General features: G+C 66.1%; 27 protein-coding genes and 2 tRNA genes. 10 read left to right on the top strand and 19 right to left on the bottom strand.

From position 1 onward, the window contains the following. Positions 1 to 15 precede the first annotated feature (15 nt). The 3 genes from P24_RS07255 to P24_RS07245 form a co-directional block, all read right to left on the bottom strand. Positions 16 to 645 (bottom strand): O-methyltransferase, encoded by a 630-nt coding sequence (locus P24_RS07255; RefSeq protein WP_008944049.1) that lies wholly within the window; start codon positions 643 to 645, stop codon positions 16 to 18. Positions 646 to 679: 34 nt separating this feature from the next. Continuing rightward, positions 680 to 756, bottom strand: a tRNA-Arg gene (locus tag P24_RS07250). A gap of 74 nt (positions 757 to 830) precedes the next feature. Then, entirely contained in the window at positions 831 to 1,232 is a 402-nt protein-coding gene (locus P24_RS07245; RefSeq protein WP_008944048.1) for a DUF6165 family protein, read from the bottom strand. A gap of 100 nt (positions 1,233 to 1,332) precedes the next feature. Here P24_RS07245 and P24_RS07240 point away from each other — a divergent pair, with 100 nt between their 5' ends. Continuing rightward, the gene (locus P24_RS07240) at positions 1,333 to 2,304 is read left to right on the top strand and encodes a glycosyltransferase family 9 protein (RefSeq protein WP_008944047.1); all 972 of its coding nucleotides are present in this window, start codon (positions 1,333 to 1,335) and stop codon (positions 2,302 to 2,304) included. 194 nt (positions 2,305 to 2,498) lie between these two features. On the opposite strand, the gene P24_RS07235 is transcribed toward P24_RS07240, so the two are convergent. Beyond that, on the bottom strand, positions 2,499 to 3,428 hold the full coding sequence (locus P24_RS07235) for a glycosyltransferase family 2 protein (protein WP_008944046.1): 930 nt from the start codon (positions 3,426 to 3,428) through the stop codon (positions 2,499 to 2,501). Beyond that, a complete protein-coding gene (locus P24_RS07230; RefSeq protein WP_008944045.1) occupies positions 3,418 to 4,641 on the bottom strand; it encodes an O-antigen ligase family protein in 1,224 nt (407 codons plus the stop codon). Before P24_RS07230 ends, P24_RS07235 begins: the two co-directional genes overlap by 11 nt. Positions 4,642 to 4,779: 138 nt before the next feature. On the opposite strand from P24_RS07230, the gene P24_RS07225 reads away from it, so the two are divergent. Both P24_RS07225 and asnB read left to right on the top strand, forming a co-directional pair. Then, on the top strand, positions 4,780 to 5,916 hold the full coding sequence (locus tag P24_RS07225) for a glycosyltransferase family 4 protein (RefSeq protein WP_008944044.1): 1,137 nt from the start codon (positions 4,780 to 4,782) through the stop codon (positions 5,914 to 5,916). Then, positions 5,916 to 7,853: an asparagine synthase (glutamine-hydrolyzing) gene (gene asnB / locus P24_RS07220; RefSeq protein WP_008944043.1), complete on the top strand. Its 1,938-nt coding sequence runs from the start codon at positions 5,916 to 5,918 to the stop codon at positions 7,851 to 7,853. Before P24_RS07225 ends, asnB begins: the two co-directional genes overlap by 1 nt. A gap of 23 nt (positions 7,854 to 7,876) precedes the next feature. Here asnB and P24_RS07215 read toward each other — a convergent pair whose 3' ends face one another. Together P24_RS07215 and pip are read right to left on the bottom strand one after the other, a co-directional pair. Continuing rightward, positions 7,877 to 8,401, bottom strand: coding sequence for an acyloxyacyl hydrolase (locus P24_RS07215; protein WP_008944042.1), 525 nt, complete (start codon positions 8,399 to 8,401; stop codon positions 7,877 to 7,879). A gap of 242 nt (positions 8,402 to 8,643) precedes the next feature. After that, positions 8,644 to 9,618 (bottom strand): prolyl aminopeptidase, encoded by a 975-nt coding sequence (pip, locus tag P24_RS07210; RefSeq protein ID WP_008944041.1) that lies wholly within the window; start codon positions 9,616 to 9,618, stop codon positions 8,644 to 8,646. Positions 9,619 to 9,756: 138 nt separating this feature from the next. Between pip and P24_RS07205 the strand changes: the two genes are divergently transcribed. After that, positions 9,757 to 10,542 (top strand): thermonuclease family protein, encoded by a 786-nt coding sequence (locus P24_RS07205; RefSeq protein WP_008944040.1) that lies wholly within the window; start codon positions 9,757 to 9,759, stop codon positions 10,540 to 10,542. Beyond that, entirely contained in the window at positions 10,539 to 12,035 is a 1,497-nt protein-coding gene (locus P24_RS07200) for a M48 family metalloprotease (RefSeq protein ID WP_008944039.1), read from the top strand. The genes P24_RS07205 and P24_RS07200 overlap by 4 nt, the downstream gene beginning before the upstream one ends. Before the next feature lie 3 nt (positions 12,036 to 12,038). Here the strand turns inward: P24_RS07200 and P24_RS07195 are convergent, their stop codons facing one another. From P24_RS07195 to P24_RS07165, 7 genes are all read right to left on the bottom strand, one after another. Further along, positions 12,039 to 12,386, bottom strand: a complete 348-nt coding sequence (locus P24_RS07195; RefSeq protein WP_008944038.1) for an antibiotic biosynthesis monooxygenase family protein — start codon at positions 12,384 to 12,386, stop codon at positions 12,039 to 12,041. Next, the gene (locus P24_RS07190; protein WP_008944037.1) at positions 12,383 to 12,691 is read right to left on the bottom strand and encodes an NIPSNAP family protein; all 309 of its coding nucleotides are present in this window, start codon (positions 12,689 to 12,691) and stop codon (positions 12,383 to 12,385) included. The genes P24_RS07195 and P24_RS07190 overlap by 4 nt, the downstream gene beginning before the upstream one ends. Positions 12,692 to 12,842: 151 nt before the next feature. Further along, positions 12,843 to 13,727: an RNA polymerase factor sigma-32 gene (locus P24_RS07185; RefSeq protein WP_008944036.1), complete on the bottom strand. Its 885-nt coding sequence runs from the start codon at positions 13,725 to 13,727 to the stop codon at positions 12,843 to 12,845. Positions 13,728 to 13,855: 128 nt separating this feature from the next. Next, complete coding sequence (locus P24_RS07180) at positions 13,856 to 14,656, bottom strand: metallophosphoesterase family protein (protein ID WP_008944035.1); 801 nt, start codon at positions 14,654 to 14,656, stop codon at positions 13,856 to 13,858. Positions 14,657 to 14,789: 133 nt separating this feature from the next. Beyond that, a complete protein-coding gene (locus tag P24_RS07175) occupies positions 14,790 to 15,287 on the bottom strand; it encodes a CarD family transcriptional regulator (protein WP_008944034.1) in 498 nt (165 codons plus the stop codon). A 298-nt stretch (positions 15,288 to 15,585) separates the two neighbouring features. Further along, positions 15,586 to 15,921 carry a ferredoxin FdxA gene (gene fdxA, locus P24_RS07170; protein ID WP_008944033.1) on the bottom strand — a complete coding sequence of 112 codons (336 nt, stop codon included), beginning with the start codon at positions 15,919 to 15,921 and terminating at the stop codon, positions 15,586 to 15,588. Between the two features lie 68 nt (positions 15,922 to 15,989). Continuing rightward, positions 15,990 to 16,445: a tellurite resistance TerB family protein gene (locus P24_RS07165; protein ID WP_008944032.1), complete on the bottom strand. Its 456-nt coding sequence runs from the start codon at positions 16,443 to 16,445 to the stop codon at positions 15,990 to 15,992. A 175-nt stretch (positions 16,446 to 16,620) separates the two neighbouring features. Between P24_RS07165 and P24_RS07160 the strand changes: the two genes are divergently transcribed. Further along, positions 16,621 to 16,980, top strand: coding sequence for a hypothetical protein (locus P24_RS07160; protein ID WP_008944031.1), 360 nt, complete (start codon positions 16,621 to 16,623; stop codon positions 16,978 to 16,980). Between the two features lie 27 nt (positions 16,981 to 17,007). Here P24_RS07160 and ihfB read toward each other — a convergent pair whose 3' ends face one another. The 4 genes from ihfB to aroA form a co-directional block, all read right to left on the bottom strand. Beyond that, on the bottom strand, positions 17,008 to 17,289 hold the full coding sequence (ihfB, locus tag P24_RS07155) for an integration host factor subunit beta (protein WP_008944030.1): 282 nt from the start codon (positions 17,287 to 17,289) through the stop codon (positions 17,008 to 17,010). 240 nt (positions 17,290 to 17,529) lie between these two features. Continuing rightward, positions 17,530 to 19,263 (bottom strand): 30S ribosomal protein S1, encoded by a 1,734-nt coding sequence (gene rpsA / locus P24_RS07150; protein WP_008944029.1) that lies wholly within the window; start codon positions 19,261 to 19,263, stop codon positions 17,530 to 17,532. Between the two features lie 157 nt (positions 19,264 to 19,420). Continuing rightward, the gene (cmk, locus tag P24_RS07145; RefSeq protein WP_008944028.1) at positions 19,421 to 20,074 is read right to left on the bottom strand and encodes a (d)CMP kinase; all 654 of its coding nucleotides are present in this window, start codon (positions 20,072 to 20,074) and stop codon (positions 19,421 to 19,423) included. Then, entirely contained in the window at positions 20,071 to 21,414 is a 1,344-nt protein-coding gene (gene aroA / locus P24_RS07140; protein ID WP_008944027.1) for a 3-phosphoshikimate 1-carboxyvinyltransferase, read from the bottom strand. Before aroA ends, cmk begins: the two co-directional genes overlap by 4 nt. Positions 21,415 to 21,636: 222 nt before the next feature. Between aroA and P24_RS07135 the strand changes: the two genes are divergently transcribed. Together P24_RS07135 and P24_RS07130 are read left to right on the top strand one after the other, a co-directional pair. Next, a complete protein-coding gene (locus tag P24_RS07135) occupies positions 21,637 to 22,137 on the top strand; it encodes an FYDLN acid domain-containing protein (RefSeq protein WP_051013098.1) in 501 nt (166 codons plus the stop codon). 148 nt (positions 22,138 to 22,285) lie between these two features. Then, positions 22,286 to 22,361: transfer RNA gene (locus P24_RS07130), tRNA-Ala, on the top strand. Between the two features lie 45 nt (positions 22,362 to 22,406). Here the strand turns inward: P24_RS07130 and P24_RS07125 are convergent. Then, positions 22,407 to 22,988 (bottom strand): hypothetical protein, encoded by a 582-nt coding sequence (locus P24_RS07125; RefSeq protein ID WP_008944025.1) that lies wholly within the window; start codon positions 22,986 to 22,988, stop codon positions 22,407 to 22,409. A gap of 186 nt (positions 22,989 to 23,174) precedes the next feature. Between P24_RS07125 and P24_RS20665 the strand changes: the two genes are divergently transcribed. Beyond that, positions 23,175 to 23,462 (top strand): glycine zipper domain-containing protein, encoded by a 288-nt coding sequence (locus P24_RS20665; RefSeq protein ID WP_008944024.1) that lies wholly within the window; start codon positions 23,175 to 23,177, stop codon positions 23,460 to 23,462. A gap of 141 nt (positions 23,463 to 23,603) precedes the next feature. Beyond that, the gene (locus P24_RS07115) at positions 23,604 to 24,809 is read left to right on the top strand and encodes a DUF1207 domain-containing protein (protein WP_192813236.1); all 1,206 of its coding nucleotides are present in this window, start codon (positions 23,604 to 23,606) and stop codon (positions 24,807 to 24,809) included. Positions 24,810 to 24,812: the final 3 nt, after the last annotated feature.

Here is a 24,812-nt window from a genome sequence, read left to right as displayed (position 1 = left end):
CGGGAAATTGGGGCCTTAACGCCGCCGCAGATGATGCATGCCGCCCCAGATATTGGGCTGGCCCTTCCAGGGGCCGTCTTCCAGCGGCGCATCGTTCAGGTCATTGCCATGGCGCACCACCAGCCCGACATCGATCCAGGCCGGGTCCGAGGCCGCCTTGGCAATGGCCGCCGCAATCGGCGGGGTATAGGCATCATGGATCAGCACATGCGCACCGGGTGCCACCAGCCCGACCGCCATCTCGATATCGCGCAGCGCGCCTTCATGCGTGTGGTCGCCGTCGATCAGCAGGAAATCGATGGGCGCGGTCTTGGTCGCCTCCGGCAGCATCTGCGTGGACGGGCCCTCGTGAAAGACGGCGCGCCGCTCCAGCATCTGCAAGGCCTGCTTGTCGAGATCGAAGCGGATATCGATCAGCGACATCCGGGAATCGTGGTTGCCGACATCGAACAAAGCCGACTGGGCAATCAGCGCGGAACCACCCTGCGCCGTGCCGATCTCGCAGTAATGCGCGGGCCGCGATGCATAGACCAGGCTGTAGAGAAACAGCCGCTCGCCCAGTGACATCTGGCAGGGCGCATTGCGCAGCGCGGCCAGGTTCAGCGGGCCATAGGCGGCGTTGTAGAGCAGGGGACGGTCGGTCATCGCGTTCATATCCGGAAGGTATGACGGAAAGGAATGGTGTCCCCGGCAGGACTCGAACCTGCTGCCTACGGTTTAGGAAACCGTCGCTCTATCCGGATGAGCTACGGGGACGCACCGGATGCCCGGCCCTTTTTGCCAGCAAAATGCCAGCGGATAAAGGCTTTTGCTGCTTAAGCGCCCATCGCCTACTCGTAGGACTGGTAGGACTTTTCCTCCACCAGGGCGGAGCCCAGCAGCATGTTGATGTCGCGCTTCAGCGCCGCGCGCTTGTCGTTGGTCTTGTAGACCGAGCGCGCAAGCTCCACGAAGCGCGTCCCGAAATCCTTGTCCCGCTCGCAGTCGCGGATATCGTCCTCGATCTCCCACAGCGCCTCGTTCACCTTCTTGATGTCGGCGGTGAGGGTGGCGAGGTCGGCAAGCACCTTGCTGTCCGATGGCAGGTTGGCGTCGCGCACATCGGCAAGGGCCGTCAGCTCGGTGCGCACATTCGCCAGCTTCGCCGCGTCGCCAATACGCTCGGACTTGATCTCCAGGATCGCGATCTTGTCGATCAGCTCGCCCCAGGACACCGGAACCTGGATCGCCATGCTTCATCCTCCATCGAAAAGGCGGCGCATCCTAGTCGCCCCGTCCGGTTCCCGCAACCGCCCTTCCCTTATCCGCCCGGGCCCGGTATATCCGGCAGGCATGCCCGATCATACCGCAACACCTCCCGCCTCACGCCGCATCCTCGTCATCAAGCATGGCGCGTTCGGCGATTTCATCATGGCGCTCGGCGCCTTCCAGGCGCTACGGCGGCATTATGCGGGCGACCATCTGGTATTGCAGACCATCCCGTCGCTCGTCCCGCTGGCACGGGCCAGCGGCTGGTTTGACGAAGTCTGGACCGACCCGCGCGACAAGGGGCCGGGCGCGCTGCTGGCGATCCGCCGGCAGATCAAGGGCGGGCGCTTCGATCTGGTCTATGACCTGCAATGTTCCGACCGGACCAACCTCTATTTCCAGCTGCTGCGGCCCTTTCCGCCGCGCTGGTCCGGCACTGCCTGGGGCTGTTCCGACCCCGACCCGAACCCGAACCGTAATGCGACGCACGGCACCGACCGCTATGCGATGCAGCTGGCGACCATGGGGATTGCCGAGGTCCCACCGCCGGATGCCGGCTGGATCACGGCGGATGTTTCTTGCTTCGCGCTGCCGGACCGCTATGTGCTGCTGGCCCCCGGCTGCGCCCCGCACCGGCCGGAAAAGCGCTGGCCGGAGGCCCAGTATGCCGATCTCGCCAACCGGCTCGTGGCACGCGGGATCATACCGGTACTGGTCGGCACGAAGTCAGAAGCGGAGACCACGGCCGCCATCGCCGCCGCCTGCCCGCAGGCCATCGATCTTACCGATCAGACCACCCTGTTCGAGCTGGGCGGCATCGCCCGCAACGCGGCGGGGGCGGTCGGCAACGATACCGGCCCGATGCACCTGCTGGCCGTAGTCGGCTGCCCGTCGGTCGTGCTCTATTCCCACGCCTCCACCCCGACGCAGAGCGGCCAGCGCGGTCCGAAAGTGACCATCCTGCGCGAACCGCAGCTGAAGGACCTGCCGGTCGAGCGCGTGGAAGCGGCATTGCTGGAACTGATGGACGATCTCCCCTCACCCAGCTCCGGCTAAGCTTTATGGCCGAGAGCAGCTGCGAACGTCGTGTTGCTCACCGCATCTGCACTTTCATCTCCAACCGTCACCCCCGCATTTATTGCGGGGGGTCCAGGCTTCCGCTAGCTGGATCGTTGATCGAGCAGGCTGAACGCTGGATTCCCGGCACAAGGCCGGGAATGACGATAGGAGATAGGGATGAAAGAACAACCTCACACACCGCGAAGGACATACAGCAGCCGGCAGGCCAGATCATCCAGCCAGTACTGGCGATGAACACCACCGGAAACCGCATAGCGCAGCCGGCGGGCAATACCCTGTTCGCTGTCCAGGAAATCCGCGACCAGCGCCCTGTCCCGCGTCGATAGCCGGCTGCCGAACAGCCGCAGCAGTTCGCCCGCCTGATGCCGGCGCAGCGCCGACTGCTCGCCGTTCAGCTGACGCCCAACCTTGCCGAGAAAACGGTCGAGCGGCGTATAGCCCGCCCCCGTCATGTTGCCGCCATGCTGGCGGTATTTCAGCGCCGGGCGCGCATCGTAGATCACCTGCCCCAGCGCGGAGACCACCTGATAGCACCACCAGTCATGCTTCACCGGCGGCTGCGGCCATTCGGCGCGCAGCAGCGCCAGCGCCGCGCGGTTCAGCACACTTGTACAGCCGATGGCGATGTTCTCGACCAGCGCGTTGGCGAGGCTCGGGCCGCGCCCCGGCAGAGGCGACAGGCCACGGCGCTGCAAGTCTTCGTCAACGATGACCACCCGCGCGCAATAGAGGCCGGGCACGCCCTCGGGCAGGGCGGACAGCGCCGCGACCGCGCGGGCGATCTTGTCCGCCTCCCACACATCGTCCTGATCGGCGAAGGCGACGAAGGCCGCATCCGATCCCACATCATCCAGCAAGCGGAAGAAGCTGCCCGCCGGCCCCAGATTACGGCTGCCCTGCCGGAAGGAAAGCCGCTCCTCCCGCTCTGCCCAGGCGGCCAGCATTTCCGGCGTGCCGTCGCGCGAGCCATCGTCGCGCACGCTGAGCCGGAGATTGCCGTGGGTCTGGCCGAGGATGCTGGCAATCTGCGCCTCCAGCCAGGCCGCCCCGTCATAGCTGGACAGCACCACCTCGACCAGGGGGACCGGATCACCCTTCATCCGACCCTCCACGCCACAGGATCAGGAAACAGGCCGCCGCCGTCAGGAAGCCGCTGATCCACCAGGTCTGCCAGGCGCCATAGGCGGTGCCGCTCATAAACAGGCCGCAGGCGAACAGCGGATAGGCGAAAAGCTGCGCCGCCCGGTCGAGCTTGCCGATGGTGTGCAACAGCATCCAGGCCATCGCCAGCGCCAGCAGCGCGCCAACGCCACCCAGCTCCAGCCAGATCTGCAGCGGCGCGTTGTGCGGGTGCAGCGGCAGCAGCTCGATGGTGCCCTGCACCGGCCCTGCCTTCATATCGGCGAAGTCGCTGAGCACGCGCGAGGCCTCCAGCCCCCAGCCGAAGAACGGCCGCTCCAGCGACAGCCCGGCGACGTGATGCCAGATCGCCACCCGATGCCCCATGGAGAAGGGCAGCCACGGCATGCTGCCCAGCCCGCTGGCGAACAGCGCCTGCGCCAGGAACGGCATGGCAAGGAAGGCGATGGCGACGACGAGGCGCAGCAGGCGTCGCGCGCCGCGCAGCGAGATCGCGGCCAGAGGCCAGAACAGCAGCCCGGCCAGCATGCCGCCCAGCGCCGACTGGCTGGAAGAAAAGCCCGCGGCCACGGCGAACAGCACCGGCAGGGCCAGCGCGATCTTGCGCCAGCCCAGCCGCCAGACACCATAGGCCAGCGGCCAGATCAGCAGCGCCGAGACCGCCGCCGGGCGGTTAATCGCGTTGGCGCCGATCACTTCAGCGAAATCCATGCCGCGCGTCAGGCGATAGATCGGCTGGTCCGCGAACAGTTCGACCAGAAACAACGCGACTCCCAGCGCCAGCCCGATCAGCACCGCCTTCGCCGCCGGGCGTAGTGCCGTTTCCGGTAGCGCCAGCAGCGCGGCGAAGAAAGGCAAAGAGACACCAAACACCAGCGCGAACTGGACAAGCTGGCTGGCGGCATCCTCGCGGTTCACGCTCCATGCCGCCGTCAGCCCGGCATAGGCGAAGAACAGCGCGACCGGCAGCGCCAGCCGGTAGCGCGGCCAGGGGAAGTGCCGCTGGCCAACCCAATGCAGCACGATGGTCAGCAATGCCGCCGCGAACAGGCCGATCTGCAGGGCGCGCGGCGCCCAGGGCAGCAGCGCGCCCATCGCCAGGATCCACAGCGCCAGCAGGCGCAGGGTCCAGGTCAGGCAGGCATCGGGCGAGAATCGGTGGGGCGTCGTCACGGGCGCATCCGGCTCCGGCGGACGGGAAGGTTTTGGCGACTAGACCAGCGCCGCCCCGGCCCGTCAAGCAGACGCCGCGCTTTACAAGCGGCACGCCCATCCCGTAAGCACGGCGATGGATATGGAAGGACGGTCCCCTTGACCCGCCGGCTTTTGTTTCTCGTCACCGAGGACTGGTATTTCTGGTCGCACCGCCTGCCGCAGGCGCGCGCCGCGCGCGATGCCGGCTTCGAGGTGCTGGTGGCGACCCGTGTGAACGCGCACGGCCCGAGGATCGAGGCGGAGGGTTTCCGGCTGATCCCGCTGCCCTGGAGCCGCGAGGGCGGCATTGCGCACCAGCTGGCGACCGTGCGTGTGCTGACGAAACTCTACCGGCGGGAACGGCCCGATATCGTGCATCATGTGGCACTGAAATCCATCGCCCCCGGCGCGCTGGCCGCCCGGCTGGCCGGCGTGCGCGCCAGCGTGAATGCGATCACCGGCTTCGGCTATCTGGGTGCCTCGCAGACCCCGAAGGCCAGACTGGTGCGTGGCGGCGTGCGCGCCCTGTTGCCGCCGCTGACCAACCGCCCGAACGCCTGGACGCTGCTGCAGAACGAGGATGACCGCGCGCTGGCGCTGAAGCTGCGCCTGACCTCTTCGCGGCGTGCCGTCCTGATTCGCGGGTCGGGCATCGATCTCAGCCATTTCGAGGCGCTGCCGGAACCGGCCGGGCCGGTCACCGTGGCGCTTGTCTCTCGCATGCTGCGCATCAAGGGCATCGATACGGCGGTCGAGGCAGTGCGCCGGCTACAGCGCGGCGGCCACGATATACGCCTGCTGCTGGCCGGCGGGCCGGACCCGGCCAATCCTGCCTCCTTCGACGAAGCGACGCTGCGCCGCTGGGCCAGCGAGCCCGGCATCGAGTGGCTGGGGCCGGTCACCGATGTGCGGACGGTCTGGCAGCGCGCCCATATCGGGCTGCTGGCCTCGCGCGGCGGCGAGGGCGTGCCGAAGAGCCTGCTGGAAGCGGCTGCCTGTGCCCGGCCGCTGATCGCCACCGATGTGCCGGGCTGCCGCGATGTGGTGGGACCACAGGGTGAGGCCGGCCTGCTGGTACCCGCGAACGACCCCGCCGCGATGGCCGACGCTCTGCTGGAGCTGGCCGGCGATGCCACGCGGCGCCAGCGCCTGGGTGCCGCCGCCCGGCAGCGCGCCGAGACGCTGTTCGGGGAGGCCGCCATCGGCCGCGAGACGGTCGATCTCTACGAACGTATCCTGCGGGAGACCGCCTGATGTGCGGCATTACCGGGCTGCTCGACCTCGACAGGGAGCTGTCGCCGGAGCAGCGCGCCGGCAGCATCGCGGCGATGACGGCAGCCCTGTCCCGGCGCGGGCCGGATGATGAAGGGCTGTGGCAGGACGAAGCCGCCGGCATCGCGCTCGGCCACCGGCGGCTCGCCATCATCGACCTGTCGCCCGCCGGGCACGAGCCGATGGAGAGCGCCGACGGGCGTCTGGTGCTGACCTATAATGGCGAAGTCTATAACTACCCCGAACTGCGCCGGGAGCTGAAAGCCGAGGGCGTGGCCTTCAGGGGCGACTGCGATGCGGAGGTGATGCTCGAAGGCTTCGCCCGCTGGGGTATTGCCGCCACTGTGGAGCGGCTGATCGGCATGTTTGCCTTCGCGGTCTGGGATCGCAGGGAGCGCCGCCTCACCCTCGGTCGCGACCGGATGGGCATAAAGCCGCTCTATTGGGGCAAGAGTGACGGGTTGGTGCTGTTCGGCTCCGAGCTGAAGGCGCTGGCCGCCTGCCCGCACTGGACCCGTGAGATCGACCGCGACAGTGTCGCATCCTATCTGCGCCACGCCTATGTGCCCGCCCCGTACACCATCTACCGGCGCATCGAAAAACTGCCGCCCGGCTGCCTGCTGGAGATCGGTACGGACGGCGAGCCACAGATCACCCGCTACTGGGATCTGCGCGATGTGGCTGCGGCAGGCATCGCCAATCCGCTGCCCGACGACGCTGATGCCGCGCTGGCGCTGCTGGAGCCGCTGCTGTGCGACGCGGTGAGCCGGCGCATGGTGGCCGATGTGCCGCTGGGTGTGCTGCTGTCGGGCGGCATCGATTCGGCGACGGTAACGGCGCTGATGCAGCAGGCCAGCGACCGGCCGGTGCGCAGCTTCACCATCGGCTTTCAGGACAGCGATCTGGACGAGGCACCGCTGGCCGGCGCCATCGCCCGCCATCTCGGCACCGACCATACGCAGCTCTACCTGACGGAAAGCGATGCCCGGAACACCGTGCCGGAGCTGCCAGAGCTGTATGACGAGCCGTTCGCCGACGCCTCGCAGATTCCGACGCTGCTGGTCTCCCGCCTTGCCCGCCAGCAGGTGACGGTGGCGCTCAGCGGCGATGGCGGCGACGAGCTGTTCGGCGGCTACCACCGGCACCGCATCGGCGAAGCGGTTTGGGACCGGGTCTCCGCCGTCCCGCGCCCGATGCGCAAGATCGCCTCGGCCCTGCTGAAGATGCCGTCCGCCGGGAACTGGGCGAAGCTTGCGGAGAGTCTGCCGGATCGCTACCGCCCGCCGATGCTGGGAGACAAGGTCGGCAAGCTGGCCTCGGTCCTGCCGCTGGACGGGCCGGATGCGATGTATCGCCGCCTCGTCACCCACTGGCCGGCGGCGGAAGGGCTGGTGCCAGGGTCGGTGCGGCGTAGCACGGCGGCGGAGGATCTGGGCAGCGCATCGAGCATAACCGATCCCTTCCACCGCGCCCGGCTGATGGATGCGCTGACCTACCTGCCGGACGATGTGCTGGCCAAGGTGGACCGCGCCAGCATGGGCTGCGGGCTGGAAGTGCGCGTGCCGCTGCTCGACCACCGGGTGGCGGAACTCGCCTGGCGGCTGCCGAAATCCCTGCTGCACCGCGAGGGGCGCAGCAAATGGCCGCTGCGACAGATACTGGAACGGCATGTCCCGCGCGACCTGTTCGAGCGGCCGAAGGCGGGATTCTCCGTGCCGCTGGACGGGTGGCTGCGCGGCCCCCTGCGCGACTGGGCGGAAAGCCTGCTGGACGCCGAAGCGCTATCGGCGGACGGGCTGCTGGAAGCTACGCCAATCCGCGCCGCCTGGCGTGAGCATCAGGAGGGCACACGCGACCACGGCACGAAGCTGTGGGCGGTGCTGATGCTGCAGGCCTGGCGGCAGCGCTGGGCGCTCTGAAACGGCCTTTACTGTCCGATCAGCTACTGGCCGATCAGCGAATCCATCGGGATGGCGTAGGTCAGCACCACCGATTCCGTCCCGGGATTGCTGTCACCCAGGCTGGCGTTGGAGATGTGGTGCACGGCGATGCCGAGGCGCGAGCGATTGTCGAAGCGATAGGCCAGTTCCAGGCCGGAGCGGAACTCGACCGTATGACCCAGATCCTTGCCGTCGCCATCATGATAGGCACCGACCGCGAAGTTCGGCGTCAGCACGAGCCGCCGGCCGAAGAAGATATCCATGCCGATGCCGGCATAGCCATAGACGGCGGAATCGGTCGTGCCCATGACGCCGATGAAGGGCGTGAACACCCACAACTTGTGCTTTTCCGCGAAACGGTATTCGGCGCGGAACTCGCCGGCGGTGAAGCTGTCATTCACATCGTAGGCGCCGCCGGACAGCGCCAGAAAGGCCGGCTCCTCCGCCTTCGCCTGACCGGAAAAAGCCAGCGCGGCGAACCCCGCAGCAGCCAGCACCAGAGACCGCAACCCGTTCTTGCTGCTCACGATATCCCCTCCTTGGAACAGACCCCGCGCCGATCATACGGGTTGAGCGTCGGTGTGCAAGCGCGGGCTATGCAGAGAACCCTCTTTCAGCGGCTTTGCAACCCGTCTTCCTTTTATGTCATGCCCGGACTTGATCCGGGCATCCAGGGGCGGTGCTCTGCCTGAAACATCTCAGAACGTGGCCCCTGGATTGCCGGGTCAAGCCCGGCAATGACAAGACAGCAAAATCGGACGCATATAGGTTATTCATCTTTCACCGGAAGCTTTTCCTGCATGCCGCGCGTCGCCTCCACCAGCGCTGCGGCGATGCCCGGCTCCATCGCCGAATGGCCGGCATCGGGGACGATGCGGTAGTCGGCTTCCGGCCAGGCCTGGGCCAGCGCATCGGCGGTGACGACCGGGCAGACCATGTCATAGCGGCCCTGCACGATGACCGCCGGAAGCTGCCGGATCAGTTCCACCCGGCGCAGCAGCACCTCGCCATCGATGAAGCAGTCATGGCGGAAATAATGCGCCTCGATCCGCGCCATGCCGAGCGCGTGGCGCTCCTCTGCGAAGCTGCCGACCAGCGACGGGTTGGGCTGCAGGGTGGAGCAGCTGCCCTCATAGGTGCTCCAGCTCCTGGCCGCCGGCATATGGACCGCAGGGTCGGGATCGACCAGCCGCCGGTAATATCCCGCCAGCAGATTGCCGCGCTCCTCCGCCGGCAGGAACTCGGCGAATTTGCGCCAGTTCTCCGGGAAGACAGTCCGGATGCCATTCAGGAACCAGTCGATCTCCGCGCGCCGCCCCAGGAAGATGCCGCGCAGCACGAAGCCCAGGCAGGAGGCCGGATGGGCAACACCATAGGCCAGTGCCAGGGTCGATCCCCAGGAGCCACCGAACACCAGCCAGCGGGCAATGCCGAGATGCCGGCGCAGTGCCTCCAGATCGGCGATCAGATGCGCGGTCGTGTTGTCCGTCAGGCTGCCGAGCGGCGTGGAGCGGCCCGCCCCGCGCTGGTCGAACACGACGATCCGGTAGGCTTCGGAATCGAAGAACCGGCGATGCGTCGGGGAGGCACCCGACCCCGGCCCGCCATGCAGGAAGACCACCGGCACGCCCTCCGGATTGCCCGATTGTTCCCAATAGAGCGTATGGCCGCTGCCCACCGGCAGCATGCCGGTCTCATAGGGCTCGATCTCGGGATAGAGCGGCAGGGCGGCGTCGGTCGGCATGGCGGCTTCTCCTCTATGCCGGGCAGCGGGATTTTCCGGGGAATTATGGAACGGCGCGGCGGCGCCCGCGTCAATCCTGTTGCACTGGGCCGTTGAACTGGGCGTTGCGACTTGCCGCTTCCCTGCTAAGTAGTAGCCATGCTGTTCCGCCTGCGCCTTCTGCTGCTCGCCGCCTTCCTGACCCTGCCGGCCGCCGCTGCCCAGCCGGCAGAGCTGGTGCGCGACCGGACGGCGCTCGCCATCGAAATCGTCGATGGCGACACGCTGGTGCTGGAGGATGGGCAAGAGGTACGGCTGGTCGGACTGCAGGCGCCGAAACTGCCGCTCGGTCGGCGCAACTTCCGGGCCTGGCCACTGGCCGAGGAGGCGAAGCAGGCACTGGCCGAGATCGCGCTCGGCCGGGAGCTTGTGCTAGCCTATGGCGGCGCGCGGCAGGACCGGCACCAGCGGCTGCTGGCACATCTGTTCCGCACCGGCGACGAGCTGTGGGTGCAGGGCGAGATGCTGCGCCGGGGCATGGCACGGGTCTATTCCTTCCCCGATAACCGTGCAGCGGTGGCCGACATGCTGGCGCTGGAAGCCGAGGCCCGGGCGGCGCGCCGGGGCATCTGGGCGCACCCCTATTACCGCATTCTCGACCATCGCGAGGCCGGTGCGCATCTCGACAGTTTCCAGCTGGTCGAAGGGCGGGTCCTGAAGTCCGAGCGCAAGGGCGCGCGCCTCTACCTTAATTTCGCCGCGGATTACCGTTCTGATTTCACCATCGTCATCGAACGGCATGCCAGCCGCCTGTTCGAGGAAGTGAATGTCGACCCGCTGACGCTGCAGGGCCGCACCGTCCGCGTCCGGGGCTGGCTGAAGGAATGGAATGGCCCGATGATAGAGGCGACCCATCCGGAACAGATCGAGGTACTGGAAAAATGATGCCGCAACGACACCAAGCCAGAACCGCATCCAGTCCGTCCCGTCTGCTGGCCGCCCTTGGCCTGCTGGGCGCGGCTGCCCTGCTGCCGGCCTGCACCACCAACCCGGCAACGGGTGAGGAGCAGTTCGCCGCCCTGATGTCGCCGCAGCAGGAGCGCCAGGTCGGGGCGGAGCAGCATCCCAGGATCACCCAGCAGTTCGGCGGTTCCTACGACAATGCCAGCATCAACAGCTATGTCACCGGGCTGGGGCAGCGACTGGCCGCCCAGTCGGAAATGCCGGACCTGAATTTCACCTTCACCGTGCTGGATTCGCCCATCGTCAACGCCTTCGCCCTGCCCGGCGGCTATGTCTATGTGACGCGCGGCCTGATGGCGCTGGCGGAGAACGAGGCGGAACTTGCCGGCGTCATGGCGCATGAGATCGGCCATGTGACCGCGCGCCATTCCGCCGAACGCTACAGCCAGAATGTCGTCGCCAATCTGGGCGTTGCCCTGCTGGGCGTGCTGACCAAGTCGAACGAGCTGGCGAACGCCGCCGGCTATGGCGCGCAGGCCTATCTGCAAAGCTATTCGCGCGGCCAGGAGTTCGAGGCCGATACGCTAGGCGTGCGCTATCTGACCCGCGCCGGCTATGCGCCGGACGCAATGGCCAGCTTCCTCACCAAGCTGGACCGGCATTCCCGGCTGCAGGCGCAGCTTGCCGGCAGATCGCCTGACACCGTCGATCAGACCAACATCATGGCCACACATCCGCGCACGCTGGACCGTGTGCAGGCCGCGCGGGAGGCCGCCAATGTCGGCGCGGTCGCCAACCCGCGCATCGCCCGCAACGAATATCTGCGGAAGCTGGATGGTATGCTCTATGGCGACAACCCGGATCAGGGCGTCGTGCGCGGCCGGGACTTCATCCATCCGGAACTGCGCTTCCGCTTCACCGTGCCGGAGAACTTCACCCTGGTGAACGGCCAGACCAAGGTGCAGGCCGCCGGGCCGAACAATTCGGTGATCAGCTTCGACATGGGCAAGGCCCAGGGCAACCCGGCGCCGCGCACCTATCTGCAGGCCTGGGGCGGCAATCTGCGCCTGTCCAATATCGAGGCCATCGAGGTGAACAGCCTGCCCGCCGCCACGGGTGCCGCGCGCGCCAACAGCAATGCGGGGCCCGTCGATGTGCGGCTGGTCGCCATTTCGGGCGGCAACGGCAGCTTCTACCGCTTCGCCTTCATCACGCCCGCCCAGGTGACGGACCAGCTCTCCCGGGCCTTGCGCGAGACGACCTACAGCTTCCGCCGGCTGAGCGCGTCAGAGGCGGCAGCAGTGAAGCCCGAAAGGCTGAAGCTTTACACGGTCCGTTCCGGCGATACCGCGGCCAGCCTTGCGGCAAAAATGCCGCCCGGCCCGCTGGCGGCCGAGCGCTTTGCCACGCTGAACGGCCTGCAGGCCGGACAGGTGCCGCCCGCCGGCACGCTGGTGAAGATCGTCACCGAGTAAATCCTATCCCCCATGCGCCGCCTTCAGGTCGGGCGGCGTCTCGGCGCGGCGGGTAAGCCCGTAATCCCGCACGACATGGGCGACGCGCAGCCGGTAATCCGCAAACAGGCCGGACCGCCCCGTCGCCTGTGCCGTACGGTGCCGTTCCAGCCGCCGCCATTCGGCGATGGCCTCCTCGTCGCGCCAGAAGGACAGTGACAGGATCTTGCCGGGCTGGGCGAGACTCTCGAACCGCTCGATGGACAGGAACCCGTCGATGCCATCCAGCAGCGGCCGCAAATCGGCGGCGATGTCGAGATAGGCCTGCCGCCCGCCGGCAACCGGCTCAACCTCGAAGATGACGGCGATCATGGCCCAACCGGCGTCAGGAAGGTGCGCTCCTCCTTCAGGATGAAGCGCTTTTCCTGCGCCATCCGGAAATTGGCCGCACCGTCAGGGTCGCTCTTCAGCCGGGCACGGTAGGTTTCGTAATCGGCCAGGCTGGCGAAGGAGATCAGCGCCAGAGCCTCGTAATTCGTGCCCTCATGCGGCAGGAAATATCCCAGCAGATCGCCCCCGCAGGCGGGGATGATGCGCAGCCAGTTGCGCGCATAGGCGGCAAAGGCATCGCGCTGGAACGGGTCGATCACATAGCGGATGCAGCAGGTAACAGTCATGGTCGCTTCCCCTCCTCATCGGAACCGGAGGAAGGATAGGCGGCCCGTCCGACTAATGTTTCGGGCCGGGACTTAGCAAAAAAGAAGGGCGCCATGACAGCGCCCTTGAGGGAGACTCGGGAGGAAAACTGAGGGAGAAAAATCCGGGAAATTACTCTTCGACGAACAGCTCGTCGTACTGGGAGACGTTGCGCATCATCGAGACGCGCAGCTTGTTCATCGCGCGGCTTTCCAGCTGGCGGATACGCTCCTTGGAGACGCCGAGTTCGCGGCCCAGCTCCTCCAGCGTAGCCCCCTCTTCAACGAGGCGGCGGCGCTCGATGATGACCCGTTCGCGTGGCGACAGGTCGGACAGCGCCTCGGCCAGCCAGCGCGAGCGGCTGGCGGCATCGCGCAGGCCGGTGACGGTCAGCTCCGGGCTCGGCCGTTCGTCGGGCAAGAAATCCTGCCAGCTATCCTCGCCAGCCTCACCGATGGTGGCGTTCAGCGACTGGTCGGCAGAACCCAGCCGCATCTCCATCGATTCGACTTCGCGCAGGCTGACCTGCAGCTCGCGCGCGACCTTCTCCCGTGCTTCCTGCGTCATGCTGGTGGCGCCGATATCGTTGATGCGCGCGCGCAGCCGGCGCAGGTTGAAGAACAGCGATTTCTGGGCGGCGGTGGTGCCGGTACGCACGATCGACCAGTTGCGCAGGATATAGTCCTGGATGGCAGAACGAATCCACCAGATCGCATAGGTCGAGAAGCGGACCTCGCGTTCCGGATCGAAACGCGCTGCGGCCTGCATCAGGCCGACATTGCCTTCCTGGACGAGATCGCCCATCGGCAAGCCGTAATTGCGGAATTTGGAGGCGGTGCCGATGACCAGGCGGGTGTAGGAACGGATCAGCTCGTGCAGCGCGGCTTCGTCATTATCGAGACGCCAGCGGCAGACGAGATCATGTTCATGTTCGCGGCTGAGCAGCGGTTCCTTCATCGAGGCACGGATGAAGGTCAGGTTTGCGCGCTGAGTATCCGGGTCGTCGATATAGGCCATTGCTGAGCATCCCTTGACGATGCCGGGGCAGCTTGAGCCCGAGGGATATCGGGTGCCACCATTCCTGGCGTGTTGTCATAGCTTAGTACGCAATGACAAAAGGGATGGATCACAGGCCAGTGATCGGATCAGCTTTCGATCCAGTCCAGCACGCTGCCATCGGGGGCGAAGCAGGCCGCAACCAGTCCGCCCTCATAGCCGCAGCCGGCATCGATGGTGGCCGTATAGGGTGTGTCAGCGACGCCGCCATGCGAGGGATCGAAGCCCCGAATCACCTTGGCGAAGCCGCCATAGGGGGCCGATATCCGCCCGAAACTGCCGCCGCCCCACCAGAAGCTGTCGCTCTGCGCGGTCAGCGGTCGTTCGGGATCGATACCGGCATTCACGAACAAAAGGCCGCCATCGTCGGTATAGGCCGCGCGCTTCAGGCCGTTGAGGAGCTGCATGTGCCCCGGCCGGGATTGCATCGCGGACCTCAGCTGCCCGGTCCAGCGTGAGATCGCCACTGCGCCCTGGCGGGCGATGCCCAGCGCCTCCTCGGCCGTACTGCCATAGGCCGTCATGGTGCCCTGCAGCCCCTGGCGCAGCATCCATGCCAGCACTTCAGGCGGGTTCGGCGCGAACTGAAGCTGTAGCAGCTTGTCCCACATCTCCTCCTGATTGCCGCGCAGGAAGGCGATGTCCTCGACAAAGCTGTAAGGACGGGCGAGGAAGGCGATGCGGAAACGCAGCAATTCATCGATGGTTTCGACGATCTGCGTGCCGCGCCCCATGAAGTTGCCCAGATAGACGAGGCAGTCGGATGGCTCCAGCCGGGCCGCCAGCGCATCATGCAGGCGCGACAGCCGTTCGGCATCGCCATGGATGGCGCCTATGGCCCAGACCCGTCCGCCTCCGCGGAGTACGGCAAACTTGTCGCGATCGCTCATGCTCTCTTGGAATCGTCCTGGCAGCTACTTTGTTCCGTCGCCGCAGACGGTGACGCAGAACCGGTAAAAAGAAAAGAGGCGCCGCGGCGATTAACTCCGCCGGGCACCTCTCTTTTTTTACAATCTGTTACGATCAGGCCGCGCTCATCATCTCTTCGAGACGCTGGGCCGCCGCTTCCGGATCGATGCTCTCGATCGCCGCAAACTCACGGGCCAGCCGGTCGAGGGCGGCCTGGTACATCTGCCGCTCGCTGTAGGACTGGTCCGGCTGCGAGGCGTTGCGGTGCAGATCGCGCACCACTTCGGCGATGGAAGCCGGGTCGCCGGAATTGATCTTGGCCTCATATTCCTGGGCGCGGCGGCTCCACATGGTGCGGCGTGCGCGGCTGCGGCCCTTCAGCTTGGCCAGCGCGGTCTGCATCTGCTTCTTGCTGCTGAGCGGCCGCAGGCCCGACGTACCGGCCTTCGCGACAGGCACACGCAGGGTCATGCGGTCCTTCTCGAAATCGATGACGAAAACCTGCAATTCGTGACCGGCGATCGTCTGGGTCTCGCGACCGACGATCTGGCCGACGCCATGCGACGGATACACCACGAATTCGCCGGTGGAGAACTCGATCTTTTTTGACATTTTAGCCAACTGACCTTTCTTAGCCGTTCGCCGAAAACAGAAGACGCCGCCCTGTCGCCATCCGGAAATGGCGCTATCCGCGCAGCCCTTAGGGGCCGAAGATGGGAAATCGGCAGCGTGACAGGCGAAACACCCCTCACCACCAACAAAACGTAACATAATTTGGTTTATAAGGGTAGCTTCCTCACGCATTCCGCCCATGCATCAGCAGGGCATCATGCACGACAAAGCCCGCGCCGAACCGGCGCGCAGCAAAGAATCCAAGCGGAATCAAATAGATTCGGGCCGAAGCGCCGGCTCAGCCCTTGCCTGGCTTGTCGGAAAAGAATTTCTCAAACTTGCCCGGCATGCCGCGATAATCCTCCGCATCGGCCGGCGGTTCGCCCTTGCGGGTGATGTTCGGCCATTTCTCGGCATAGTCTCGGTTCAGTTCGGCCCAGCGATCGGCCTCGCCCTCGGTGTCCGGGATGATGGCCTCAGGCGGGCATTCCGGCTCGCACACGCCGCAGTCGATGCACTCGTCCGGATGGATGACCAGCATGGTCTCGCCTTCGTAGAAGCAGTCCACCGGACACACTTCCACGCAATCCATGTACTTGCACTTGATGCACGCCTCGGTCACCACGTAGGTCATCGTCCGCTCCACCTACCAACGTCACGATAAGTCTCGAACCGGCCAGGAATGGCAGGCCCGGCAGGCCCCTAAAGCCCCAGCTTCTCCATCACCCGCTTGCGCGCGGCACCGCTGTCCTGATCGGTCACATAAATCAGGCCGCAGATGCGCCGCAGCAGGTTCGCCTCGTATTCGTGCAGGTGGCCATCCGCATAGACGACCTCCCACAGCATCTCGACGATGGCCACCCGTTCTTCCGGCGGCATCGTCTCCCGCACCGCGCGGGTAAAGCCATAGAGTTCGTGATTGCTCTCGATCTCCGTTTCGGCCTCCCGCACCAGTGCGGCCGCGTCGCCCGCGCTCAGCGAAAACCGCTCGCGGCACAGCCGCTCGATCGTCTCGCGCTCCTCGGCACCATATTCCGCATCGGTCGTCGCCGCTTCAACCAGAAGCGCCGCCGCGGCCATATGCAGGCGATCCCGCACGGGACTATCCTTCGCGCCCTCCGCCTTCGGCGCGAAAAGCTCTTTAATCTTCTTCAGCATGGCGTTCCCGTAGCACAGCGCCCCCGCGCCAACAACCCTTCACGGAATGCGCCTTTGCCACCCAGCCATGCGGTAAATCAGCACATGAAAATAGATTGGATTTTATGCTTATTAACCGATCCTTCACCTTATGGGCGCAGGATCGCGGCATATCGCCTCTAACGAAATGCCGCCAATGTCGCTGAAGAACCTCCTCTATACCGCGACCCATAGCCGTGACCGCCGACGCCATGTCAGGCTGCGGCCGAAGGGCGATGCCTATGTCCGCATCGACGGCCGCGACTATCCGCTGCATGACTGGTCGCCGGACGGGTTGCTGATCCACCCCTATCGCGGCGGGCTGATCGTGAACCAGAAGGCGAAAGTAGAGGCCGTGATCCGGGACATCCAGGCGCCCGATGGCATGCTGCGCCTGAACGGCATCGTGCTGGTGACACGGATCGACGATAAGGGGCTGGCGGCGCGCTGGCTGATGATGCCGCCCAATCACAAGGAAAAGCTGCTGCGCTACTACGCCCGCAAGCCCAAGGCCTGAACCCGGCCTACTGTTAATCGGCGTTGGTCAGTCTGCGTTCAGGCGCTCGCGCAGCTGCTTGCCGGTCTTGAAGAAGGGGATGTGCTTGGCATCCACCTTCACCGCGTCGCCGGTGCGCGGGTTGCGCCCGACGCGGGCATCGCGCTTCTTCACGGAAAAAGCCCCGAACCCCCGAAGCTCGACCCGGTCGCCGCGCGCCAGGGCGGCGGTGATCTCGTCGAAGATGGTCGAGACGATACGCTCGACATCCCGCTGATAGAGATGCGGGTTCTGTTCCGCTAACCGCGCGATCAGTTCCGACTTGGTCATCGCAGCGTCCCCTGTTAGCCGTTTTGCCGTCTTGCCCCCGCGATAGCAGCGCCTTTGGCACCGTCATCATCGGTATTTTAGGCGCATTTCCGCCGTTTTCCTTAATGCACGGTGGCAGATTCACCAGGGCACGTCAAGTAAACCGTTCGGATCAAAGGATTTTTCAAATATATCCACAAACGGAAACGCCCGGGCGCGAAGGCCCGGGCGTTCCTGATCGGTTGCAGCCGAGGGGAAGGCTTACTTCTTGTCTTCCGCCTCGCCGCCGCGCGCGAGTGCCGGGCCGAGGATGTCGCCCAGGCTGGCGCCGGAATCGGACGAGCCGAATTCCGCCATCACCTGCTTGTCCTCGTCGATCTCGCGGGCCTTGATCGACAGCGTCATGCGCCGGGTCTTGGCGTCGACGTTGGTGATCTTGGCATCGACCTTCTCGCCGATGGCGAAACGGTCCGGGCGCTGCTCGGAACGGTCACGCGACAGGTCGGCACGGCGGATGAAGCCGATGGCCCCATTCACCTCGACCTCGATGCCGTTGTCCTCGACCTTGGTCACGGTCGCGGTCACCACGGAACCCTTGCGCACGCCGCCGGCAGCCGGGGCGGCGGAGGTCGCCTTGGCGAAGCTGTCCTCGGTGAGCTGCTTGATGCCCAGCGAGATACGCTCCTTCTCGACATCGACTTCCAGCACCTTGGCCTTCACGATGTCGCCCTTCTTGTAGTCCTTGACGGCTTCTTCGCCAGGGCGCTGCCAGTCCAGGTCCGAGAAGTGCACCATGCCGTCGATGTCGCCCGGCAGGCCGATGAACACACCGAATTCGGTGATGTTCTTGACCTCGCCCTCGACTTCGGTCTGCGGCGGGAACTTGGCCGCAAACTCTTCCCACGGGTTCGCCAGGGTCTGCTTCAGGCCCAGCGAGATGCGGCGCTTGACCGGATCGACGTCCAGCACGACCACATCCACTTCCTGCGAGGTGGAGACGATCTTGCCCGGATGGACGTTCTTCTTGGTCCAGCTCATCTCGGAGACGTGCACCAGACCTTCGATCCCCGGCTCTAGCTCCACGAAGGCGCCGTAGTCGGTGATGTTGGTGACACGGCCGCTGAAGCGGGCCGAGACCGGGTACTTGGCGTCCACGCCTTCCCACGGATCGGCTTCCAGCTGCTTCATGCCGAGGCTGATGCGCTGGGTGTCCGGGTTGAAGCGGATGACCTGGACCTTGACGGTCTGGCCGATCTGCAGCGCCTCGGACGGATGGTTGATGCGACGCCACGCGATGTCGGTGACGTGCAGCAGGCCATCGACGCCGCCCAGATCGACGAAGGCGCCGTAATCGGTGATGTTCTTCACGACACCGTTCAGCACCTGGCCTTCCTTCAGCGAGGCGACCAGTTCCGAACGGGCCTCCGCACGGCTCTCCTCGAGCACGGCGCGGCGCGACACGACGATGTTACCGCGGCGGCGGTCCATCTTCAGGATCTGGAAGGGCTGCGGAGTGCCCATCAGCGGGCCGATGTCCCGCACCGGGCGGATGTCCACCTGGCTGCCCGGCAGGAAGGCCACAGCCCCCGACAGGTCAACCGTGAAGCCACCCTTCACGCGGCCGAAGATCACGCCGGTGACCTTCTGATTGTCCTCGAAGGACTTTTCGAGCAGGACCCAGGATTCCTCCCGGCGGGCCTTCTCGCGGCTCAGCATCGCCTCGCCGTTCTTGTCTTCCATCCGCTCGAGATAGACCTCGACCGTGTCACCCGGCTGGATTTCGGGCTTCTGGCCGGGGGTGGCGAATTCCTTCAGCTGGACGCGGCCTTCGGACTTCAGGCCGACGTCGATGAGGGCGAAGTCGCCCTCGATGGAAACCACCCTGCCTTTGACAACGGTCCCTTCGAGACCGTCACCGGAGCCGAGCGACTCCTCAAGCAGTGCGGCAAAGCTTTCCTTGGCGGACGAGGTGTCCGTTGCGGTCTGTGTGGCCATGTAGATAGTCTCCTTCCATGTGCCCTGCCGTGCGGCGCCCCCGGATGCGTTTGGGATTTCCGGGGCCGCTGGATGGTGCCGGCGGGCAACCGCCCTGCCTCGCTCTCGGAGGCCCAGGACGGGTGTCCGTGTCTTACGCCGGCGGCCAGGCCGGCGGTCAACGGACGGGGTTCTGCCGGTCTTGCTTTTTCCGGATCGGGTCCATCGCCGCCTGGAAGGCCGCCTCGACGTCGAGCGCCGAGGTGTCGATGACAACCGCATCAGGTGCAATCGCCATCGGGGCTGTCGACCGCGAACGGTCGCGCTGGTCCCGCTCCTGCATGTCCTGCAGAACGCGCGCATATATAGAAGGACTCCCGCGCTCAAGCAACTCCTTATGCCGGCGTTCGGCACGCACCTCGACAGCGGCGGTGATGAACAGCTTCACATCGGCATCGGGAAAGATCGCCGTGCCGATGTCGCGCCCATCCAGCACCGCGCCCTTCCTGCCGTCCGGCGGGGTGCGCCCGAAGCTGCGCTGGAACTCCAGCATGGCGGCGCGCACGCCGGGAATTGCCGCCACTTTGGAGGCCGCTACCGCCGCCTCGTCGCCGCGCAGGCGCGGGTCCGCCATCAATGCCGGGTCAAAGGATTCCGCCGCCCGCGTCGCGGCCTCCGGATCTTCCGGATTTCCGCCACGGTCCAGCACCATCACGCCGACGCCGCGATAGAGCAGCCCGGTATCGAGATAGGCGAAATCCAGTTCCCGCGCGATGCGCCGCGCGATGGTGCCCTTGCCCGACGCTGCGGGCCCATCGACCGCGATGATCATGCCGGCTCTTCCGCGATATCGGCACCCAGCCTGTTCATCATCGGCACGAAACCGGGAAAGCTGGTGGCGATCGGCTCGCCATCGTCGATCGATACCGGCTTCTCGCTGACCATGCCCAGCACGGCGAAGGCCATGGCGATACGGTGGTCCAGATTGGCCGCGATCATCGCCCCGCCCAGCGGCGGCCGGCCCTTGCCATGCACCACCAGCCGGTCCGGCCCTTCCTCAACCTCGACACCGCAGGCAGCCAGGCCGCGCGCAACCGCGCCCAGCCGGTCGCTTTCCTTCACGCGCAGTTCCGCCAGCCCTTCCATCACCGTCGGGCCCTCGGCGCAGGCTGCCGCCATCGCCAGGATCGGATATTCGTCGATCATGCTGGGCGCGCGGCGCGGCGGCACGACAACACCCTTCAGCCCGCCGGCCCGCACCAGCAGATCGACCACCGGCTCGCCGGCTTCCTCGCGCCGGTTCTCCAGCGCGATGTCGGCCCCCATCTCCAGCAGCGTCTCGAACAGGCCGAAACGCAGCGGATTCGCGCCGACATTGGCTATCCGCACCTCGGACCCCGGCACCAGCAACGCCGCCACCGCCGGAAAGGCCGCCGAGGAGGGATCGCCCGGCACACGGACGGTCGCCGCCGCCAGTTCCGGCTGGCCGGTCAGCGTCACCGCGCGGGTGCCGTCCGCGCGGTCCTCGACCCGCACGGTCGCCCCGAAATGGCGCAGCATGCGCTCTGAATGGTCGCGGGTCGGCTCCGGCTCCACCACGATGGTCTCGCCCGGCGCGGTCAGCCCTGCCAGCAGGATCGCCGACTTCACCTGCGCCGAGGCGACCGGCAGCGTGTAGTCGAGGGGCAGCGGGTGGCGCGCGCCGGTGACCGCCAGCGGCAGCCGCCCGCCCTCGCGGGAGACGAAACGGGCGCCCATATCGCCCAGCGGCTTCATCACACGCGCCATCGGGCGGCGGCGCAGCGACGCATCGCCGGTGAAGAAGCTGGTGATCGGGTGCCCGGCCGCCAGCCCCATCAGCAGCCGCGCGCCGGTTCCGGAATTGCCAAGGTCGAGCATGTCCTCCGGCTCGGCGAGACCACCGACGCCAACGCCGGAGACGCGCCATACGCCATCCTCATCGCGCCGCACGGCAGCGCCATAGGCGCGCATCGCCTTCGCCGTATTCAGCACATCCTCGCCTTCCAGCAGGCCGTGGATCGCCGTCTCGCCGATGGCAAGCCCGCCGAACATCAGCGCGCGGTGCGAGATCGACTTGTCGCCGGGGGCGGTAACGGCGCCGCGAAGCGCTTCGGCACGGCGGGAAACGAGCGGATGCGCAAGCGGATGCAAGGGAAACCTCCTGGAAAGGGCGGCGCGCCGGGTGCGCTCACATTTTGCGTGTCTCTAGCATATTCCCGCCCGCGCGCCCAACCCCGCAAGCCTGCCTGCCTGCCATGGACGATCTTGCACTTGCACGACGCGCGCGTCTGCCGCATCAATTTCGCTTTGACTTGGCTTGCCCGCCGTGGCAAGTCGCACCCGAATTTTCTGCTCACGATACCGGAGGGGCACGTGGTCAAACCCGAATGGGGCGTTAAGCGCACCTGTCATAGTTGCGGCGCGAAATTCTACGACCTGAAGCGCGATCCGATCGTGTGCCCGAAGTGCGGCACGACCTTCGATTTCGAGACCGCGCTGAAGAGCCGCAAGGTCCGCACCGTCGCCGACGCCAAGCCGGTGCCGGCGAAGGCCAAGGCGAAGGCACGCCCGGTGAAGGACGAGGATACGGACGCGCTGGAAGACATCGAGGACATCGAGGATGTCGAGGATGTGGATGATGACGACGTCCTGGCCGAGGAAGAGGATGCCGACGACACCCTCGACGATGTCGTGGTGACCGGCCCGAAGCGGGTGGCCAGCGACGACGAGGATGAGGACGAGGATATCGACCTCGACCTTGACGATGAGGATGAGGACGAAGCGCTGCTCGTGGACGAGGACGAGGATGACAGCCTCGACGAGTCCGATGAGGAGAGCGACGACGACGAAGACGAGGAGTCGCGGGACCGCTGAGCAGGTCTTCTGGCGGGGGGCCACCCCTGCCGGCAGGGCAAGCCTGCGAGGGGCGAAAAAAATCGCAAACACAGGCTTGCGTTGTCGCCACGAAGGGCTTAAACACTTCCGCCTGCGCCGGACGGCCCCAGCCGCCGGCTCACCTTGAGGGGCCATAGCTCAGCTGGGAGAGCGCTACAATGGCATTGTAGAGGTCAGCGGTTCGATCCCGCTTGGCTCCACCAATTCGAAAGGGCCGGAGAGTATTTCTCCGGCCCTTTTCCTTATGTTCAGCGCGGCTCCGTCCAGCTTTCGGAGAAGGCCAGCGCGCAGGTGCTGAAGGGCCGCCCATCACGCTCGCGCGGCCAGGGCCGGCCCGAGGCCTCCATCCCGTTCAGGGTCAGCCGGGCGCCCAGCGCCGGCATCAGGATGGTGGACAGGCCATACTGCCGGCCCGGCACCTCGTTCGGCTGGGTATGGATCAGCAGCGGATCGCCGGTCTCGTACCAGGTCAGCGCGATCTCGCCATCGGCACTCAGCACGCGCTCGGTCCAGAAATGATGCGGATTGCCCTCCGGCTTCGCGAACTCCGCCTCCTGCACCGGGATAGACTTGTCCTTCAGCTCCGCGTTCAGCATGCCCTGCACGGTATCCTGCAGCCAGCGCGCCAGCGCGATATTGTCGGAATAGATTTCCCAGCGGTCCTCGGTCAGCTCGCTCTTCAGATAGAGCACATGCCCCGGCCCCATTGGGCTGAAATAGAGACGCCAGAAGCTGGCATCCGTGCTGTTCGCATCGCCATCCTTGTGGCTGAGGCGGATGAAGGGATTCTCCCCGGTCAGGATGACGCGGTTGGGATCGGTGGCGGCCATGATTTCCTCCCTGGCGCTGCGCGTTTGGCAGGAACTTTAGCGGCTTGCGATACGCCGCGATAGAGCCCCCCGTGACAGACCGTGTGAAGTTTTCGGGAACCGTCGCGCCACCATCGCGTTTCATTCCTGACGCCCCCGCATCCGAAGAGCCATCGCGTGGGCCCCAGTTCACAGGAGGAGGGTGATATGAGCATGACCCCCATTCGGACCGAGAAGACTGAACCCACGCGCGGCACGGCGGTGCGGCGGACCCTTGCCGGCACCATGGCGGCGCTGGCGCTGGTGGCCCTGTCGGCCTGTTCCAGCATGAACAAGCAGGAGCAGCGCGCGCTGTCCGGCGGTGCCATGGGTGCCGCGGCCGGTGGCGCTATCGGCCTGATGACCGGCAGCTGGGTGACCGGCGCTGTAATCGGTGGTGCCGGCGGTGCCGCGGCCGGTGCGCTGACCGATGATGACGATGTGAAGGTGGATTAACCGCCGCACAGGTTTACACTTGGTCGAAGCGTCCGCCTCCCCCCATCCCCCCTGCCTCGGCGGACAGGACTTCGACGCGAAGGGTCGGCCCCGCGCCGGCCCTTCTTGCGTGACCTCTGAATCCTAGTGATGGAGCGCTCCATGCATCCACCCGCCGACCGCAAGCTCTTCCGCCCCCTCCTCCTCTCCGGCCTGCTTGGTGCGGCGGCCCTCCTTGGCCCCTCGCTGCCGGCATCGGCACAGACCGACCTTCCGGCGCGCCAGGATGTGTTCCTGGCAGGCTATGTCTCGGCGGTGCTGGAACGCGACTTTGCCTTGCCCGCCGAGGCGGTAAGCGTACAGGACGGTGTGGTGACGTTGCGCCGTGAAGCCATCGCCGGCAAGTCGAGCGCGGAGATCGTCCGCGCCATCGAGAAGCTGAAGGGCGTGCGCGCGGTTCGCGTGACAGAGGCTGGCGGGACAGGGGCTGGCGAGGCCCAGGCTCCAACGCCGGCCATTGCCAGTGGGGCTGCACAGTCGCGCCCTGCGGCGGAGGGCACGCCGGTCTCGCCGCGCGCAACCTCGGCGGAAAAGACGGTGGCCCTGCCGCCCGGCAAGCCGCTGTTCGACGCGTTGCTGGCCGACCCGCGCTGGGCGCATTTCTCCGCCTCCTACCAGTATTACGACAATGACGAGGACGTGACACATGCCGGCTCGACGAGCTTCGGCGAGACCTTCAGCCTGCTGCGCGGCCCGACCGGCGATGGCGGCAACTGGGAGCTGGGCTTCCAGGCTGGCGTGTTCGCGCTGTTCGACCTCGATTCCGAATCGAAGGATCTGATCAACGCAGATTACTGGGTCGGCATCCCGGTGACCTACCGCCACGACAATTTCTCCGCCATGGCGCGGCTCTATCACCAGAGCTCGCATCTGGGCGACGAATATCTGCTGCGCGAGGATGTGAACCAGAACAACCGGGTCAATCTCAGCTACGAGGCGGTGGACCTGCTGCTGTCCTACGAGTTCGACGACACTTACCGGGTCTATGGCGGCGGCGGCTTCCTGTTCCACAAGGAGCCGTCGGACCTGAAGCCCTGGTCGGCGCAGTACGGGCTGGAGATCACGCCGGACGTCACCTTCTTCGACGGGCTGGCCCGTCCCGTCTTTGCCGCCGACCTGCACAATCGCGAGGAGAATGACTGGTCCACCGACCTGTCGCTGCGCGGCGGCATCGAGTTCACCAACCCGGTGGTCGGCGGGCGGCGCGTCATGCTGCTGCTGGAATATTACAGCGGCCGCAATCCGAACGGGCAGTTCTACGACCGCCGGCTCGACTATGCCGGCATCGGCCTGCACATCTTCTACTGATCC

The sequence above is a fragment of the Oceanibaculum indicum P24 genome, assembly GCF_000299935.1.
Taxonomy (GTDB): Bacteria; Pseudomonadota; Alphaproteobacteria; order Oceanibaculales; family Oceanibaculaceae; genus Oceanibaculum; species Oceanibaculum indicum.
Note: the sequence above shows the minus strand (reverse complement) of the source record. Positions and strands in the feature narration are given on the sequence as shown.